General features: G+C 49.6%; 17 protein-coding genes and 1 pseudogene. 9 read left to right on the top strand and 9 right to left on the bottom strand.

The window, feature by feature from the left end:
* Window positions 1-344: 344 nt before the first annotated feature.
* Both HX773_RS18640 and HX773_RS18635 read right to left on the bottom strand, forming a co-directional pair.
* On the bottom strand, window positions 345-833 hold the full coding sequence (locus tag HX773_RS18640) for a GNAT family N-acetyltransferase (RefSeq protein WP_176972767.1): 489 nt from the start codon (window positions 831-833) through the stop codon (window positions 345-347).
* A gap of 294 nt (window positions 834-1,127) precedes the next feature.
* Entirely contained in the window at window positions 1,128-2,330 is a 1,203-nt protein-coding gene (locus HX773_RS18635) for an MFS transporter (RefSeq protein WP_176972766.1), read from the bottom strand.
* Between the two features lie 66 nt (window positions 2,331-2,396).
* On the opposite strand from HX773_RS18635, the gene HX773_RS18630 reads away from it, so the two are divergent.
* Window positions 2,397-3,419 carry an AraC family transcriptional regulator gene (locus HX773_RS18630; protein ID WP_176972765.1) on the top strand — a complete coding sequence of 341 codons (1,023 nt, stop codon included), beginning with the start codon at window positions 2,397-2,399 and terminating at the stop codon, window positions 3,417-3,419.
* Between the two features lie 201 nt (window positions 3,420-3,620).
* On the opposite strand, the gene HX773_RS18625 is transcribed toward HX773_RS18630, so the two are convergent.
* Window positions 3,621-4,166: a cytochrome c oxidase assembly protein gene (locus tag HX773_RS18625; RefSeq protein WP_370463618.1), complete on the bottom strand. Its 546-nt coding sequence runs from the start codon at window positions 4,164-4,166 to the stop codon at window positions 3,621-3,623.
* 240 nt (window positions 4,167-4,406) lie between these two features.
* Between HX773_RS18625 and HX773_RS18620 the strand changes: the two genes are divergently transcribed.
* The 5 genes from HX773_RS18620 (at window position 4,407) to HX773_RS18600 (ending at window position 10,686) form a co-directional block, all read left to right on the top strand.
* Window positions 4,407-5,021, top strand: coding sequence for a TetR/AcrR family transcriptional regulator (locus tag HX773_RS18620; RefSeq protein WP_176972764.1), 615 nt, complete (start codon window positions 4,407-4,409; stop codon window positions 5,019-5,021).
* Window positions 5,022-5,094: 73 nt separating this feature from the next.
* A complete protein-coding gene (locus HX773_RS18615) occupies window positions 5,095-6,195 on the top strand; it encodes an efflux RND transporter periplasmic adaptor subunit (RefSeq protein ID WP_176972763.1) in 1,101 nt (366 codons plus the stop codon).
* The gene (locus HX773_RS18610; protein WP_176972762.1) at window positions 6,192-9,242 is read left to right on the top strand and encodes an efflux RND transporter permease subunit; all 3,051 of its coding nucleotides are present in this window, start codon (window positions 6,192-6,194) and stop codon (window positions 9,240-9,242) included. The genes HX773_RS18615 and HX773_RS18610 overlap by 4 nt, the downstream gene beginning before the upstream one ends.
* Window positions 9,243-10,085: 843 nt before the next feature.
* Window positions 10,086-10,370, top strand: coding sequence for a hypothetical protein (locus HX773_RS18605; protein ID WP_176972761.1), 285 nt, complete (start codon window positions 10,086-10,088; stop codon window positions 10,368-10,370).
* Between the two features lie 64 nt (window positions 10,371-10,434).
* Complete coding sequence (locus tag HX773_RS18600; RefSeq protein ID WP_176972760.1) at window positions 10,435-10,686, top strand: biofilm development regulator YmgB/AriR family protein; 252 nt, start codon at window positions 10,435-10,437, stop codon at window positions 10,684-10,686.
* Between the two features lie 113 nt (window positions 10,687-10,799).
* On the opposite strand, the gene HX773_RS18595 is transcribed toward HX773_RS18600, so the two are convergent.
* The 3 genes from HX773_RS18595 to HX773_RS18585 all read right to left on the bottom strand — a co-directional run bounded on the left by HX773_RS18595 (window position 10,800) and on the right by HX773_RS18585 (window position 12,145).
* Entirely contained in the window at window positions 10,800-11,084 is a 285-nt protein-coding gene (locus HX773_RS18595) for a biofilm development regulator YmgB/AriR family protein (protein ID WP_176972759.1), read from the bottom strand.
* Between the two features lie 237 nt (window positions 11,085-11,321).
* The gene (ycgZ, locus tag HX773_RS18590) at window positions 11,322-11,564 is read right to left on the bottom strand and encodes a regulatory protein YcgZ (protein ID WP_176972758.1); all 243 of its coding nucleotides are present in this window, start codon (window positions 11,562-11,564) and stop codon (window positions 11,322-11,324) included.
* A 311-nt stretch (window positions 11,565-11,875) separates the two neighbouring features.
* Window positions 11,876-12,145 carry a hypothetical protein gene (locus HX773_RS18585; protein ID WP_176972757.1) on the bottom strand — a complete coding sequence of 90 codons (270 nt, stop codon included), beginning with the start codon at window positions 12,143-12,145 and terminating at the stop codon, window positions 11,876-11,878.
* Between the two features lie 840 nt (window positions 12,146-12,985).
* On the opposite strand from HX773_RS18585, the gene HX773_RS18580 reads away from it, so the two are divergent.
* Complete coding sequence (locus HX773_RS18580) at window positions 12,986-13,396, top strand: response regulator (protein WP_176972756.1); 411 nt, start codon at window positions 12,986-12,988, stop codon at window positions 13,394-13,396.
* Between the two features lie 464 nt (window positions 13,397-13,860).
* On the opposite strand, the pseudogene HX773_RS18575 reads toward HX773_RS18580, so the two are convergent.
* A pseudogene (locus HX773_RS18575) lies at window positions 13,861-14,004 on the bottom strand (cold shock domain-containing protein); the annotation flags it as partial.
* Window positions 14,005-14,033: 29 nt separating this feature from the next.
* On the opposite strand from HX773_RS18575, the gene HX773_RS18570 reads away from it, so the two are divergent.
* A complete protein-coding gene (locus tag HX773_RS18570; protein WP_255433261.1) occupies window positions 14,034-14,510 on the top strand; it encodes a substrate binding domain-containing protein in 477 nt (158 codons plus the stop codon).
* A 27-nt stretch (window positions 14,511-14,537) separates the two neighbouring features.
* Here HX773_RS18570 and HX773_RS18565 read toward each other — a convergent pair whose 3' ends face one another.
* Together HX773_RS18565 and cspA are read right to left on the bottom strand one after the other, a co-directional pair.
* Window positions 14,538-15,185 (bottom strand): dTMP kinase, encoded by a 648-nt coding sequence (locus tag HX773_RS18565; RefSeq protein ID WP_176972754.1) that lies wholly within the window; start codon window positions 15,183-15,185, stop codon window positions 14,538-14,540.
* A gap of 189 nt (window positions 15,186-15,374) precedes the next feature.
* Complete coding sequence (cspA, locus tag HX773_RS18560) at window positions 15,375-15,587, bottom strand: RNA chaperone/antiterminator CspA (RefSeq protein WP_007885867.1); 213 nt, start codon at window positions 15,585-15,587, stop codon at window positions 15,375-15,377.
* 159 nt (window positions 15,588-15,746) lie between these two features.
* On the opposite strand from cspA, the gene HX773_RS18555 reads away from it, so the two are divergent.
* Window positions 15,747-16,085 (top strand): hypothetical protein, encoded by a 339-nt coding sequence (locus tag HX773_RS18555; protein WP_176972753.1) that lies wholly within the window; start codon window positions 15,747-15,749, stop codon window positions 16,083-16,085.
* Window positions 16,086-16,268 lie beyond the last annotated feature (183 nt).

Raw genomic sequence — 16,268 nt, 5'->3', positions numbered from 1 at the left:
GTTTCATGGCAACGTCCCCCCTTGTTTAAGGATAGCGTTGCGTCGACCCGTTGAACTCACAGCACAGAGCGGACATGTGCACTGCACGATCCGCTTTGAGCGGGGGCAACTCCACCTTTACTTCACCTAACACATGATAATTCCTTGTTATCAAATTGCTCATGCCGATGGCCTTTTTTGAGAGGGAACAAACCACAACCTTATCATTCAACTGTGACTGCTAAACGTTAATTAGCGTCTTGCAAAAGTATGCACTGCCCGCTGCAGGTACGAAGCTGCCTCAGATAAGGATCCGATGGCAGCCACGAGCGAACACCTGACATAGTTTTCAATTACTGAGTCTGTTATTTAATATTTTTGTTCACAATGGCCTTGCTCATATTGATACCCGTTACCCCATAACCGCTGCTCTCGTAGATATGGAGAGCACGGGTATTATCTCCAGCAACGCGAAGTCTAATCTCTTTAAAACCTCTATCCTGAAGATTCTCTTCAAAAGCGCGAAGAGTCTGTTTACCTAACCCCTCTCCTTGGTATGAATTGAAAATATGAAAATCATAAATAAAAGCTGTGCGCATGACCGCATCTGGTTTGTACCAGAGATAGCCAACATGCCTTTCAGATACTTCTAAGTTTTCGACAATAGACAGTAAAGTTTGCCCATGTGTATTCACTCCTTCCGGAAGCAATTCTGATATTTCCTGCCTGGCTCTCGCCAGCGAATCAATTTTGGACATCCGATAATTTGACCTTATCTCATCTGAATAATCAGAAATAAAATATTCAAGATAAGCAGGGTACTCTTCTTCCGTCATTAAGCGAAACGAGACCATCTTTTAACCCTTATTTAGCAAGTTTACAGATAGAAAGGGGCAGATTAATAGCATTAACAACGATATAACGACAATGTTATTCATTTAAATAATAACAACGATACCGGGCGATTACTTGAGGTGACATCTTATTTTCCTCTACTGGCACGAAGGGGACGCGCGAGCAAGGTCAGCTCAGAGCTGACTAGCGGACAGTAAATTGAGCGGGAAGATGTAGGAAATCTCGCTACTTTTTTTCAGGCCAGCCACCTTATTCAGCTGGCCTTTATTTAAAAGTTTTTACAGAGGAAGTGGTCAGGTCAGGGCGACCTTCACCTTTAGTCCAATAACCAGCGTGGCAAAAAACATTATGCAACCAGCGGTGATGAAAACACCGGTTACGCCGCTGAGACCAAAAAGTAATCCTCCCAACGCAGCGCCCGCAGCAATTGAGGATTGAACGGCTGCGACTACCATGCCGCCAGCAGTTTCAGCCTGATCGGGAACGGAACGTGCTACCCAGTTTGACCACGCAACGGGTACGCCACCAAATGCCATCCCCCACAACGCGACGAACAACATCAATCCTGCCTCCTCAAGTGGCAGCAAAATCATGCTTAAAGCCGCTAAACCAACAAGCGCTGGCATTAGTATCAGGGTAAGGCGCAGGCTTTTCTCCATCAGCCACCCGGCCAGCAGCGTACCGATAAAATTAGCGACGCCAAACCCAAGAAGTATCAAAGACAAACGATCCACATCAAGTTGAACGATATTTTCAAGAGCCGGACGAATATAGGTAAACAGCGCATACTGACCCGTATGGGCAATCACACATCCCGTCATTCCCATCGCAATGCCTGGGCGGCGGAGTAAATCCATGACAGATGCCGTTATCATCATTTTACGCGGAGCCATTCCAGGAAGGGTAAACAGCTGGAAGAGCAGTGTCAGCACGCCTACTACGGTTGCAGCAATAAAAGCACTACGCCAGCCATAAAGCCCGCCTAAATAGCTTCCCAGCGGGATCGAAACCACGGTACCGACAGCAATACCGCTAAAAATAATGGAGAGAGCACGCGGGACACTTTTAGCAGGGACCAGCCGCATAGCGACGGCAGCAGCCATACTCCAGAAGCCTCCCAGCGCGATACCCAGCAAAATACGCATGACTAACAGAACAGCCAGACTGGAGGAGAGTGCAACAAGCAGGTTGGAGGCGATCATCAGCACGGTAAAACCCAGCAAAACAGTTCGGCGATCATAATTACGCGTCAGGCGGGGAACCATCAGACCAGCAAACAGGGCCACCACAGCCGTTACCGTCACAGCCTGACCAGCAAGCGCTTCGGTCACACCGAGATCGGCGGCCATGGGTGTCAACAGGCTGGCTGGAAGATATTCCGCAGTCAGCAAGCCAAACACGCCCATAGTCAGTGAAATAACGGCCATCCATGCGGATTCTTTGGGTTCCGAACTGTTCAAACTAGCGGATACAGCTTCAGTTACTTCATTTCTCATAACACACTCTTTTTTTTTGGAGAAAAATGATAACTCCAAGTCTAGAGTTGAGCAGCTGGACGATCTATGATGCCACATCCTGATTTTTTACCCGAAACCCCGATTATGCATGTGAATAAACACTTTGCCCTGTCATCCGAACTCATCAGCGAATTGCTGCTGGAGATGCGCCTGCGTGGCGTGCAGTATCGCCGTTTACAGACGGGCTCTGAGTTTGGCGTCGGTTTTAGCAACAGACCGGGACATGCCTATTTTCATTACATCGCAGTGGGTACTGCTCTGCTGCGCACACACGACGGTACGTTGCACAAACTGAAAGCCGGAAGCATGGTATTCATGCCGCAGGGTGAGGAGCATCAGCTTTTATCGGATGTCAGCTGTTCATTTCAACATATCGACACGTTCGGCTCTGCTCCTTTAGGCGAGGCCGTCAGCGGAATCAATACCTGCCCGAGTTCGCATCCGACACCCAGCACGGTTCTGTTTTATGGCTGTATGGAGTTCGATCTTGGTGGAATGCAGGGCCTGGGTAAACTGATGCCGCAAGCCATCGTGGTTGAGGCAAATGAACAGATTTATCCGGGGCTGGTTCCCGTTCTGGGCGCGATGAAATCTGAAATCTGTGCCGGACGCGCTGGCTTCGCGGGCATTCTGGCCCGCCTGGCAGAAGTGGCGGCTGCCATGATTGTGCGTGGATGGATCGAAAACGGCAGCGAGAACGCCGCTGGCCTGATCGCTGCATTACGTGATCCACGACTTGCCCGTGCAATTCTGGCCATTCATCGCGACACGAGCCGGGAGTGGTCTGTTGCTGAGCTTGCTGCCCAGTCGCATGTATCACGTTCTGTTTTTGCTGAACGCTTTAAATCAATCATCGGCATACCTCCCCAGCGCTATGCAAGGGAAGTGCGAATGCGCATCGCAGGTCACTGGATTATTCACGATAAGCTCTCAATTGATACCGTTGCTCTACGCCTCGGCTATGCCTCACAGGCAGCGTTTAGCAGAGCTTTCAAGCGCATCAATGGATATCCGCCGGGCGCGATGCGTCAGCGAATAGCGAGAGGCGTTAATACAGTAAATGAGTGAAAGTTATTTTTATCATTTGCTGGATTAGCTGCAGGAGGCTGCGCTCAATATTAAAAACTGAGCGGAAACGACTTTTCATCATTTAAAGTATCGCCAATTCCCCTTTTTCCGCTCCCGGCACGAAGCAGCCTGACATACCTCCTCAATACTTGCTTGTCCTTAACTACTACCGCGTTCGCCGCAGGCTCCAGATATTTTTAATTAGCCGATATTTATTTCACTACCAGCATTTTTAGCAGCGTGCTGCGCAGCCAGCTGGATTTCTTCATGGCTGGCTAAGGTTCCATGTGGATATCCGTAGCCGTACATCAACTTAGCAAGAATGCCGTGAGCGGCCATAGCAAGAAAAATCACCACCAAACGAACTGGCCTCGATTGACGATGTGGGGCGGGATCAGGCCCGGCGACAGACCAGGTGAAAAGGTAGCCGGAGAGGACAAAATGCAGATGAAGGAAAATAAACAGGGCGGGAATGGACATGCTCAGCGCATATAACGGAGTGACATAAAGAGGATACATCCCGCCAATATCCAGCGAAGCAGGGGTAAATGGGTGGATTAAAAAATGCATCGGGCGGGTGCGAAGAGTATTCATAATATTGCGCACCCACCGTGCGGAAATAGTGCGCAATGTCAGTGAGCCGGGCGCACCAAATACCCGTCCAATAGGCCCAAAAATACCGAGAAACAGATGCTGCAGCATGTGACCACGTAAGTCATGATGCGCCCAGTCAGCCAAAGTCGGCACTACGTTCTCCGGGCAAAAGTTAAATTTCACTTAAGAAGCGTAGTTGATAATTCCACGAGCCCGGTCGGTTTCCGCTAGCGGTATGCCAGGCAGGGCGCACGGAGTTATCAAAAGCGATTTTCCAGAGATTCCGCTGAGGTTGTGATGAAATAAATCAGGCCTTGAAGCGATGTGAAATTGTGACCAAAATATCTACTGGTCACCCATCGTTTACATCAGCTCACCGAGCAAAGTTGAAATATGACAGAGAAAAAAAATACCGCCGCCACGCGTGGGCCTTCCGATCACACCATCCGCGATCAGATTGTGGCTGCCGCCATGGAGTACTTCAGCCATTACGGCTTTGAGAAAACCACTGTGTCTGACCTCGCGCGATCAATTGGCTTCTCCAAAGCGTATATTTACAAGTTTTTCGGTTCTAAGCAGGAAATCGGTGAAGTTATCTGCGCCAATTGCCTTACGGATATCACGGAAAGGCTGAACGCTGCGCTGGAGAAGTCACCTTCCGCTACGGAAAAAATAAGGCAGTTGTTTCAGACGCTTGCTGTAGCGGGCTGCGAGCTGTTCTTCCGCGAGCGTCGACTGTATGACATCGCCGCCGCCTCCTCGCGTGAGCACTGGCCTGCTGCCGTGCAATATGAAGCTGCACTGCGTGAAATCGTGCTCGCCATCCTGCGTGAAGGACGCACTGCCGGGGAGTTCGAGCGTAAAACGCCGCTGGATGAAACCGCCGCCGCCGTCTATCTGGTACTCAGACCTCTTGCCGATCCCCTCCAATTACAAACCTCACTTGATACGGCCGGAGAAGATGCAAGCCAGTTGGCTGCGCTGGTGCTTAGAAGTCTCGCTCCGTAATTTGTGACCATTGACATAATTGGTCACTAGTCAGAGAATGGCGTTCTCATACTTTCCTTGAGTAAGGTAACCCATGCTCCGGCATCTCCCTTTGTTGTCCGTCGTCTGCCTGCTGCCGGTCATTCTGACTGGCTGCGGCGAACCCTCATTAGCCGCTGACGATCCGCGCTCCCGGCCGCCACTTATCAGGACGGCGACCGTCGAGCCTGCCGCAGGTCAATCTCGCGTTTTCACCGGCATTGTGGCAGCACGTTTTCAAAGCGACCTGGGTTTTCGCGTGTCGGGCAAGGTGCTTGAGCGTCTGGTCGATAAAGGGCAAAGCGTCAAACGCGGCCAACTGCTGATGAGGATCGATCCCGCGGATCTCGCGCTGCAGGTTCGCGCTGCGGAAGGGGCGGTAAATGCCGCCCAGGCAAGGGCGCGCCAAACCGGCGATGATGAGAAACGCTATCGCGGATTGGTGGGTTCTGGCGCGGTCTCTGCATCTTCTTACAGTCAGATTCGCGCAGCGGCAGATGCCGCGCGTGCCGATCTGAGCGCCGCGCAGGCGCAGGCACGCGTGGCGCTCAACGCCTCGCAGTATGCCGTACTGAGCGCTGATGCAGATGGCGTGGTGGTGGATACGCTGGCCGATCCAGGCCAGGTGGTTAGCGCCGGTCAAACGGTTGTGCGCCTCGCCCGTGCCGGTCAACGTGAGGCGATGGTCAGTCTGCCGGAGACATTGCGTCCGCAGGTTGGATCGCCAGCCACGGCCATCCTCTATGGCAGTGGGATCGAGAACCATGCCAGGCTGCGCGAGTTGTCAGACTCGGCTGATGCGGCAACCCGCACCTACGAAGCACGTTATGTGCTGAGCGGTGCCGCAGCCGGTGCTCCGCTGGGTTCAACCGTTACCCTGCGTATCCCGGAATCTGCTGCTGCGCAAGAATCCTGGTCAGTACCGCTCAGTGCGGTGTGGGATGCGGGACGCGGTGCTGGCGTCTGGCTGGTGGCAGGTAAACCCGCCAAAGTCACCTGGCGTGCCGTGACACTACTCGGCATCAGCGATGACAGTGCGCGCGTGTCGGGTCCGCTTCAGAGTGGAGAACAGGTGGCCGCGCTGGGCGCGCATCTGCTGCATGAAGGCGAAGCCGTACGCATCGGAACGCCTGGGTCGCAAGGAGCCACGCCATGAGCCGCAATCGCTTTAACCTCTCAGCGCTCGCGGTGCGTGAACGATCGGTCACGCTGTTCCTGATCATTCTCGTTACGGTTGCCGGTGTAGTGGCTTTTCTTGGGCTGGGACGAGCGGAAGATCCCCCATTTACCGTCAAGCAGCTGACGGTGATCACCGCCTGGCCCGGCGCCACCGCGCAGGAGATGCAGGATCAGGTGGCCGAGCCGCTGGAGAAGCGGCTGCAGGAGCTGAAGTGGTATGACCGCACCGAGACCTATACCCGCCCCGGAATGGCCTACACCATGCTTTCCCTGCAGGACAGCACGCCACCTTCTGAAGTGCAGGAGCAGTTTTATCAGGCGCGCAAAAAGCTCAGCGATGAGGCGCGCAACCTGCCAGCGGGTGTGATCGGGCCGATGGTTAACGATGAATTCTCGGATGTGGTTTTTGCCCTCTACGCATTAAAAGCAAAGGGTGAACCGCAGCGATTTCTGGCCCGCGATGCCGAAAAACTCCGCCAGCAACTGCTGCACGTTGCGGGCGTTAAAAAAGTAACTATCACCGGCGAGCAGGCAGAACGGATTTATGTCTCCTTTTCCAGCGATCGCCTCGCTACGCTGGGCATTACACCGGAACAGATATTTAACGCCCTGAACGGGCAAAATGCCCTGTCACCCGCCGGCTCGATACAAACGCGCGGGCCCGAGGTGTTTATCCGCCTTGACGGCGCGCTGGATACGCTCGAAAAAATCCGCAATACGCCGGTCGTCTCCGGTAATCACACACTGCGGCTTGTCGACGTGGCCAAGGTCGAACGTGGCTATGTCGATCCGCCCGATTTCCTCATCCGTAATGAGGGTGAACCCGCGCTGATGCTGAGCGTGGTGATGAGAGAAGGCTGGAACGGTCTTGAGCTGGGTAAGGCGCTGGAAAAAGAGGTCGGAGCTATTAATAACAACATGCCGCTGGGCATGACGCTCACCAACGTTTCCGATCAGGCGGTTAACATCAGTTCGGCTGTCGATGAGTTCATGGTGAAGTTCTTCGTGGCTCTGCTGGTGGTGATGGTGGTGTGCTTTGTCAGCATGGGCTGGCGCGTCGGCATCGTGGTTGCTGCCGCGGTTCCGCTGACGCTTGCCGTGGTGTTTGTGGTGATGGCGGCCACGGGAAAAAACTTTGACCGCATCACGCTGGGTTCACTCATCCTCGCACTGGGTTTACTGGTTGATGACGCCATCATTGCGATAGAGATGATGGTGGTGAAAATGGAAGAGGGCTACGACCGCATCAAGGCATCGGCCTACGCCTGGAGTCATACGGCCGCGCCGATGCTCGCCGGCACGCTGGTTACCGCGATCGGTTTCATGCCCAACGGTTTCGCGCAATCCACCGCCGGTGAATACACCAGCAATATGTTCTGGATCGTAGGGATTGCCCTGATTGCCTCGTGGGTAGTAGCAGTGCTGTTTACCCCTTATCTGGGCGTGAAGATGCTGCCCGACATCAAGCCGGTGGCCGGTGGCCACGCGGCAATCTATAACACCCGCCACTACAATCGCTTCAGACGGCTGCTGACCAAAGTCATCGCGCATAAGTGGTGGGTGGCAGGCGCGGTGATTGGCTGCTTTGTGCTGGCGATCATTGGCATGGGGCTGGTGAAAAAACAGTTCTTTCCAACCTCCGATCGTCCCGAGGTGTTGGTTGAAGTGCAAATGCCTTACGGTACTTCGATAGAGCAGACCAGCCAGACCACGGCGCGAATTGAGCACTGGCTGAAAAAGCAAAAAGAAACCCGCACGGTAACCGCCTATGTCGGGCAGGGCGCGCCGCGTTTCTATCTGGCGATGGCTCCGGAGCTGCCGGATCCCTCATTCGCCAAAATCGTGGTGCTGACCAACGGCGAGCACGACCGCGATGCGCTGAAGCAGCGTCTGCGAGAAGCGGCGGCAGATGGGCTCGCGCCTGAAGCACAGGTGCGCGTCACGCAGCTGGTTTTCGGTCCCTATTCGCCTTATCCAGTCGCTTATCGGGTGATGGGGCCCGATCCGGACGTGCTGCGCCAGCTGGCCGCGAAAGTGAAAGTGTTGATGCAGGCCAGCCCGATGATGCGCACCGTTAACACCGACTGGGGTTCACGGGTGCCGGTAATGCATTTCAGGCTGGATCAGGATCGACTGCAGGCGATGGGGCTGACGCCTGCCGAGGCGGCTCGTCAGCTGCAGTTCCTGCTGAGTGTGGCACCTATCACGGCGATTCGTGAAGACATCCGCTCTGTGGAAGTGGTTGGGCGGGCTGCGGGAGAAGTGCGCCTCGATCCCGCGCGCCTTGACGCTCTGACGCTAGCCGGGGCCGATGGGCAGCGCATTCCGCTCTCGCAACTCGGTGAAACCGAAATCCGCATGGAAGATCCGCTGCTGCGCCGCCGCGACAGAACGCCAACCATAACGGTGCGCGGCGATATTGCCGACGGATTGCAGCCACCGGATGTCTCTAGCGCGTTGAGCCAGGAACTTCAGCCATTAATCGCGTCATTGCCGCCGGGATACCGTATTGAACAGGCTGGCTCGATTGAGGAGTCGGGTAAAGCGACCGAAGCAATGCTGCCGCTGTTCCCGATCATGATCGCCCTGACGCTGCTGATCATCATCCTGCAGGTGCGTTCGATGGCAGCGATGGTGATGGTGTTTTTGACCGCGCCGCTGGGGCTGGTGGGCGTTGTGCCCATGCTGCTGCTGTTCCAGCAGCCCTTCGGCATCAATGCGCTGGTCGGACTGATCGCGCTGTCAGGGATTCTGATGCGTAATACGCTGATCCTGATTGGACAAATCCATCAGAATGAGCGGGAAGGCCACGATCCTTTCACGGCTATCGTCGAGGCAACCGTGCAGCGCGCCCGGCCGGTTTTACTAACAGCGCTAGCGGCGATTCTGGCATTTATCCCACTGACGCACTCCGTGTTCTGGGGCACGCTGGCTTACACGCTGATTGGTGGAACATTGGGCGGCACCATTATGACGCTGGTGTTTTTACCGGCGATGTATGCCATCTGGTTCCGCGTTAAGTAGATTATTGCTGTAAAAAAATCCCCGCTTTGAGCGGGGAAATAAGTATGAACAATATGAAAGACTCTCGCACGCTGTGCGTGCTGTGTGTAACCTTCGTACCAAGTATGAAGCGCAAAAAGAGTAGTAGCAGTATTTAACTCCTGCAACTCAGGTCCAAAAATAAAATGAAAACGCTCAAGGATGACGCGTTGTAAGGCATTAATCTCTTTAATCATGATAGTAACGCCTGGATGATGAACAGCCTCTGAGACACTATCAAGTCCCCGTGTATCCGCGTCATAAATGCCCGAGTGTTACTCATCAGCTTAGGTCCTTTTAATATTGAGATGTCGATTAATGAATGGCGCTTCTTCGAGAGAGCCAGATAAAAGTTAATTATTTTTTAATGATTAAGTTCATAAATAAACGAAGCGGTTTCATTTTATAAAGATGTAATTTAAATGACTGTAATGGATGCTAAAATTAAAAATATAACCCGTGCATTTTTTTAATTCTCCTATAAATTGACCCAGCGGTACTCTCCGCACGTAACGAATGATGCTTTGCATCGCCTCTGAAAGCGTTAAGGATTTCCACTTTCAGAGGTCCTTTTTTCTGCCATAAAAATCACGTGTTATTTACTTATCTCATCTCATAGTAATTATTCATAAATTAACGCCAATAAAGCTGTACAACTTTGCGATCCTTGTATAACTTTACTTCATGACGAGATGATTAAATTCTGAACACGTGAGGTTTTCTTGCAACAGAACCGGGGTACACCCCATTCAGTAAATGATAATGCTGCGTATTTCAGCCGCGCCTCACTTGCTCCTCAACAGTAAACGTTGAGCAGAGAGTGAAATGAAAAATCACGATGATGAAAAGCTGTGTGACCTTCTCATCGGCGAGGCGGTAATTGCATTGCTGCGCGAAAAAGTGGGGATCTCGCGACGTGCGCTTCTCTCGAAGCTTGAGTTGATGCTTAAAGCTGAAGAGGATGAAAAACGTGCGCGTGCGACACTGCTCGCTATACAGGATGTGAAGACAGAAATTGCCGAGAGTGAATCTCCTAAGGTTGGAGACCGGGAACATATGGCGAATTTTGATATAGACAAATTCGGTAATGACGACTCAACCCGACATTAACGCCGTCTAAGGGCTTAAGTGCGTGGGAAAGAGACAAAAATGCGTAATACAGTAAGGAAATTTTATGCAGCAGAATACCATTGAGTCAGAACTTCAGACCTATTTACAAAGCACCGGTGATCAATATGCACAGGAAAAAGAAGTCATTGGTATCATCGTGAAATCATTAATCGCGGAGAGAGGACGAGTAACGAATAAGGCTATCATTATGAGTTTGATAGCGGAGCTGGAGAGTGCGACCGATATTGAACAACTCGATGTGCTGCGCAACTGCCTTGAAATTGTTGTAGGCCGTACGCCTAATGATGACGACTAAAAAAGACTTATCCTGTCCGCCTTTCGGCGGGGAGTCCTGTATTTATTCCCCGCTTTCCTGACCTGTCTATCCATATTGAAAATATTGCCCCCCTCAAATCCCTGAGGCTTAATTCACCAATAGAAAAATGCCCAACGCTCTTCTTCACCGGGCGTAAAGCCCACGACAATTTTCAACGCGTTGAGTAAGGCATCAAGTTGCAAAGGATCAGTGGTGCTTTCAATTTCCGAGATGAGGTACAAAATGATGGCGCTATTGGTGACACTCTTACCCTGAGTGGCTAACGTCTGTGCGGCGGATTCAACCAGTGCCGTCTCCGCAGAAAGTTTTTCACCTGCGTTCTGGAGATGATAAGTAATGTCTATTTCGCGGGACGTTTGCTGTGTGCTTTGTTGCATTTTCTCTCCTTGTTGTCAGATATTTCTGCGGCAACGTTTAAATAATCTATCAAGTCCTGGCTAAACCAGGCTCAAGGTTTCTGGGCCATTTACCCAGGCAAGACGCATTCAGCACTAAATTTAGCGCATATTTTTGTTATGGCACGTCTTTGATGGATAAAATCAGTTGTTGAACGGTTAAAGCCTAAATTTCGTTTGGCGAGATGATGCCCACTTTATCTCGCTAACACCGGTGATTTAGCGGTCAAACAACATGCCGATTAATGTCTGATAGTGGCGCTCTTCTTCCAATGTGGCAGCGACCTCAAGACGTCTTAACAGCTTACTGCAGATAGCTTTACGGTTAAGGTTCTTGCCTGCACGCAGGATTTCGACAACAATTTGACCGAGCGTTTCTTGCTGAGTAGGAGCGGTCGCCTTGCTGAAATAATGTGCAATATCGCTGGCCGTATCGGGAAACTTAGAAATACTCTGACGCATGCGAACCTCATAAAAGATTGATATATAGTCGATTCTGTCTGAACATAAAGTTAGACAATTTTTTAAAACTTGTACAGAAATTACCTCCTTGTACAGGTTTTGTTTTTTAGCAAAAGATGCTTATTGTTTTTATTCAGAGGGTTATGTTTGAGTGTGGGACGAACGATTGGGCTCTGATTGTTCAGGATAATGGAAAAGCTGTACGGTAAAGAGAGGGGCGATTTACTGGCAGGGGAAAAATTCAAAGACTCGAATAACGGTATCCGCATAATGCGGAGCGCCCTGAGGCGCATCCTTCACCTGAATCAACGTTAACTGTCTCTATCGGTTGGCCGTAAATGCCTGGATGCTGAAAGCCAGCGCAACTCTTCCCGATTTCGGGGAGACGTTTCGACGAAGGCTTTTAGCCAGCGCCTGGCGTCAGCTATCTGTGCCAGCCTGTTATCGCTGGCATCGCCTTCAGCCATGCTGCCCAACTCGATAATTAGGGAATTAATGTTGATTTCATTTTGACTCACAGCAAGATTAATCACCGCCTCGCCAATAATGATATGGCCTTGTTCTTCGTCATGAAATAACACTGCGTTTCCTCCAGGATTTCGATTGCCAATGATACTAGTGTAGTAACAAAGTTCATTTAGGCTTTAAAAATGGGTTGCAGATTTCTATTTATCCAAATCTAAAAAAAATCTCCATTACCCAAGTGACTGATAATTATCTTAAATAAAGAGAAATGCAGACACATTGCGGTATTATAAAGAAAAGTCTCAATTTGTAGGGGGCGAAATGAAATCGTTTTCAAGATAAGGCTTACCTAAACTAACTAAGATTCTTATAGCAGAATTAAAAATAGGAAATGAATACTGCCAAATAACAAGAGGGTATTGATACGGAGAGTGTCGTCCCTGACATATTCTCAGGTCGGTACACGCTTAAACGCTACCGATGATGAGGTCATCTTCGTCGTCGTCTTCCGGCCAGAGCCGGACTACGTCCTTTGGCGTCAGTTCGTTTCTTATTTTTGACCGGAAATGCCATTGCCAAATTATTAACTGAATAGATGGTATTATTGATAGGTACTCATGTTGCTGTCCCAGACGTAAAACTGAGATTCGCCAGTGAACAGTAGCTGGGAAATCAATCTGAATTAATCATCGCTATTTCAACCAGATTTACCGAGAAATAGAGGAAACGTCTGACCATCATCAATGGGAAAGAATTGAAATCCTATATCAAGATGCTATAAGTTAAATTAATTTAACATTCAGGAGGTTACACAATATTATATCGGAATGACTTAGGTTGTTGATGCATTTTCCAAGAAATGTCTTAACGATGTTTACGCACATTCTAATGCGTACTCATTTTCGCACACAGCATGTATCAAAAATTCCCACTAAAAAGAAACGAAGGATGATTTTATGAAAAGAAATATTTTATTAATTGATAGGCATCCAATGATTTTCCATGGTTTCAGCCAGTTATTTAAAGACAATGGGTATCACCTTGTTGATGCTTATCATGAAAGTAGCGATGTTTATTCAAATATTATCAACATCAATCCCGACTTCATTATCATGGATTTACATTGCACTGATATGAAGAATGCTGAGATTTTTCGTATTATTGAATCAAAGGACCTCATTTCGCGCCTAATTATATTTAGCGAGTATGACGATTTGTTTTATCAAAATGAGTGTATGGCCCTTGGCATAAAAGCCTATATCCCTAAATCGCAAGAGCCTGAGTCATTATTACTGGCGATACGTGCGATGAATAATGGGATGACCTATTATCCTACCCTAACAAAACGTCGCAGTTTCGTGACATAAGCAAAGTTTGCTGAAAAAAAATCGGAGTTACAGTCTCCTCGAAGCGACTAATATTTGTTGAATGAGACTATTTGTCAAAGAGTTAAATGAAATAATCTGTTTTTTGTTTAATGATAGCAATATAACACCAGGGATTTTACATTTAACGATATTGAATAATTCCTTAGGCATATAAATGTTTGATAAAAATATTGGTATCAAGGAGTTGAGCTGTGCTTTATAGATAACTTTGGTTATTAATTAGGTGCCAATTAAAGTTGGGTATTATTAAAGAGGAGTCTTACTCATTTATGCCTCAGCAGGCCCTGTTTTTCTGCGACGCAGGCCGGGATATTCTTCATTACCTCACTAAATTCTGGCAATAAAAAACCCGCACGAGGCGGGTTTTTTATTATCAGCAGATCTTAACTGCTCAGACTATTGTCTTCATCGCTATTGTAAGCGTCGCTGATAATGAGCGCGGCTTACAGCGGAGTAACGTTGCCCGCTGCTGGGCCTTTGGCGCCATTTTCAATGGTGAAGGAGACTTGCTGACCTTCATCAAGCGTTTTGTAGTTGTCGCTCTGGATAGCAGAGAAATGGACGAATACATCCTTGCTGCCATCGTTACGTCGATTTACTCGGTGACAATTTCGATATGGCAATCCGCATCGGTGTCCTCACGGATAACCGGCTTATTGCGCGAAAGCTGGCGGATACCAGCCGCATATTATGCGTTGCGCCGTCATATCTGGATCACCATCCAGCGCTCACGCATCCACAGGACTTGCGTAAACATGATTGTCTGGGATTTACGCCGATGCACAGTTGGCCAGAGTGGCGACTGGAAAAAGAGGGCCAGCAGATAGCCGTTCCGGTGCAAACGCGTTATGAAAGTGATGAGATGGATGCATTGATACTGGCCGCTCAATCTGGCATGGGCGTAGCACTGGCCGCCAATTGGCTGGTGCAAAAAGAACTGGCAGAGGGCACGTTAATACCGGTGCTAGCGGATTGGCAGGCGATAGGTGAAGACGGCGTCTGGCTGGTGAAACCTTCAAGTCAACTGCAGTCAGCGAAGATCAGCGCGTTAACGGAGTGGCTGGTGGCGTGGTTTGCGGTTCCACGCTGGTAGTTCGTTCCCACCAAGAGATTGCTGTAATTACTGGCGGGATGCAGCAGAACTGATGCCTAAAGAGCATCCAGGCAATCTGTAGATCTCATTAATCACCTGCGTGGTGGCGTGTTCAATCATTCCTTCATTACGGCATAAAACCCAGCCGTGTTCTGCAACGGCTCGCTCGAACGACTGAGTACAAGCGACATGTTCTTCCAACTGATGAATCACAGTACTGCTTAACCCACGCGATCTGGCCGCGGCCCTTGCCCATGAAATCTCCGGCGCAGTAACAACCCCGACATGCAGGTCTGGCGCTTGCACGTTTCGGTCAATGTTTAGCTGTAAAATCTCTGCAAATGGAACCGTCCGGCGAAACGCGGCGTCCGACGGGTACCAACGATCCATCAAAATTATGCTGTCCGGTGGCTGTTTAGTCAGCACATGACGGGAAATCCATGCACGGCTTTCAGCAAAGCGCGCACAAACTTCCCACTCTAAATCCATGGAGGGATTTCTGGCGAGCCTGTTCACCAGAGCCATTGTTTCTCTCCTGTAGGGATCGCTTTTTTTCTCGCAAAGTCGGATCACCTTGATGTTATCGGCCCTAAGTACTTTCGTAATGGCTTCCAGCAGCGTGGTTTTACCGACGCCTTTGGGTCCATCCAGAGAAACAAACAGCGGACGGCTCATGGCTGAAATGACAGTTGATATAGCGTTTGCGTAAAACTCAAATCTGGCAAAAGCATCTTATTTCCTTCTGATTTAAATTTCAGGCAACAAAAAACCCGCACAAGGCGGGTTTTTTATTATCAGCGGTGCTTATCTGCTCAGACTATTGTCTTCATCGCTATTGTAAGCGTTGCTGATAATGAGCGCGGCTTACAGCGGAGTAACGTTGCCCGCTGCTGGGCCTTTGGCGCCATTTTCAATGGTGAAGGAAACTTGCTGACCTTCATCAAGAGTTTTGTAGTTGTCGCTCTGGATAGCAGAGAAATGGACGAATACATCCTTGCTGCCATCGTTAGGAGTGATAAAGCCAAAACCTTTATCAGAGTTAAACCATTTTACTAAACCAGTCATTTTGTTAGACATAGATAATTCCTTAATTGATGAGCCACTCGTAGCGGCGAAAATTGGCCTGAAGTGAAAGATTTACTTATTGGGCACTTAGGAGGAGGCTCTCGAAGAAGGATATCTAGGGATAACACTTGAACTGAGGACTGCTTTACTAAAACTGCTTTCATAAGGTCTGTGTTCCAAACCGATGACGCATTAAGACATAGCGATAATAATTTAGCAACGAATATGTTTATTTATTTTAACCATTTAAAGGCCTGGATGGCTGAACGGCCGGTTACGCTTGATCTTTGGCTGCGCTTTTTCACGCCGGTCATCGCCGTATGGTTTGTTATCTGCGTGGAGATGCTACTGATTGGCGTGGCGATTATCTGGGGTAATGCCGATCAGTTAAGCACCGCATCACATCACGGCACATTTCGTAGCGGCGCGATTTATCGCGCAATGAATTGCGCCGCTACGAGTTGTGCGCGTAGTAATTTGTGTTTTTATCTCTTAACTGACGAGCATTAGGCGATTATCTGGGGACCATTCTGATAACAAATGAGGAGGCCTGAAATGGGCTTCTTGATCTCTTCTGACATGTTTAAAAAATCAAGTTTTATCGACATATCGGCTTAACGTGTCGATAGCGTAAACATGTTGGGGCGACATGTTTAGAAAACTCGATTTTATCGACATATCCCTTTAACGTGC

This window comes from Pantoea sp. B9002 (assembly GCF_013385945.1).
Classification (GTDB): Bacteria; Pseudomonadota; Gammaproteobacteria; order Enterobacterales; family Enterobacteriaceae; genus Pantoea.
This window is presented reverse-complemented; position numbering and strand designations above follow the sequence as displayed.

Bases quoted from the DNA above. Each gene is read 5' to 3' on its own strand.
- HX773_RS18635 (WP_176972766.1), bottom strand. From the start codon at position 2,330: ATGAGAAATGAAGTAACTGAAGCTGTATCCGCTAGTTTGAACAGTTCG.
- HX773_RS18620 (WP_176972764.1), top strand. From the start codon at position 4,407: ATGACAGAGAAAAAAAATACCGCCGCCACGCGTGGGCCTTCCGATCAC.
- HX773_RS18610 (WP_176972762.1), top strand. From the start codon at position 6,192: ATGAGCCGCAATCGCTTTAACCTCTCAGCGCTCGCGGTGCGTGAACGA.
- HX773_RS18570 (WP_255433261.1), top strand. From the start codon at position 14,034: ATGGCAATCCGCATCGGTGTCCTCACGGATAACCGGCTTATTGCGCGA.
- HX773_RS18565 (WP_176972754.1), bottom strand. From the start codon at position 15,185: ATGAGCCGTCCGCTGTTTGTTTCTCTGGATGGACCCAAAGGCGTCGGT.
- ycgZ (WP_176972758.1), bottom strand. From the start codon at position 11,564: ATGCGTCAGAGTATTTCTAAGTTTCCCGATACGGCCAGCGATATTGCA.
- HX773_RS18640 (WP_176972767.1), bottom strand. From the start codon at position 833: ATGGTCTCGTTTCGCTTAATGACGGAAGAAGAGTACCCTGCTTATCTT.
- cspA (WP_007885867.1), bottom strand. From the start codon at position 15,587: ATGTCTAACAAAATGACTGGTTTAGTAAAATGGTTTAACTCTGATAAA.
- HX773_RS18615 (WP_176972763.1), top strand. From the start codon at position 5,095: ATGCTCCGGCATCTCCCTTTGTTGTCCGTCGTCTGCCTGCTGCCGGTC.
- HX773_RS18600 (WP_176972760.1), top strand. From the start codon at position 10,435: ATGCAGCAGAATACCATTGAGTCAGAACTTCAGACCTATTTACAAAGC.
- HX773_RS18580 (WP_176972756.1), top strand. From the start codon at position 12,986: ATGAAAAGAAATATTTTATTAATTGATAGGCATCCAATGATTTTCCAT.
- HX773_RS18595 (WP_176972759.1), bottom strand. From the start codon at position 11,084: ATGCAACAAAGCACACAGCAAACGTCCCGCGAAATAGACATTACTTAT.
- HX773_RS18605 (WP_176972761.1), top strand. From the start codon at position 10,086: ATGAAAAATCACGATGATGAAAAGCTGTGTGACCTTCTCATCGGCGAG.
- HX773_RS18630 (WP_176972765.1), top strand. From the start codon at position 2,397: ATGATGCCACATCCTGATTTTTTACCCGAAACCCCGATTATGCATGTG.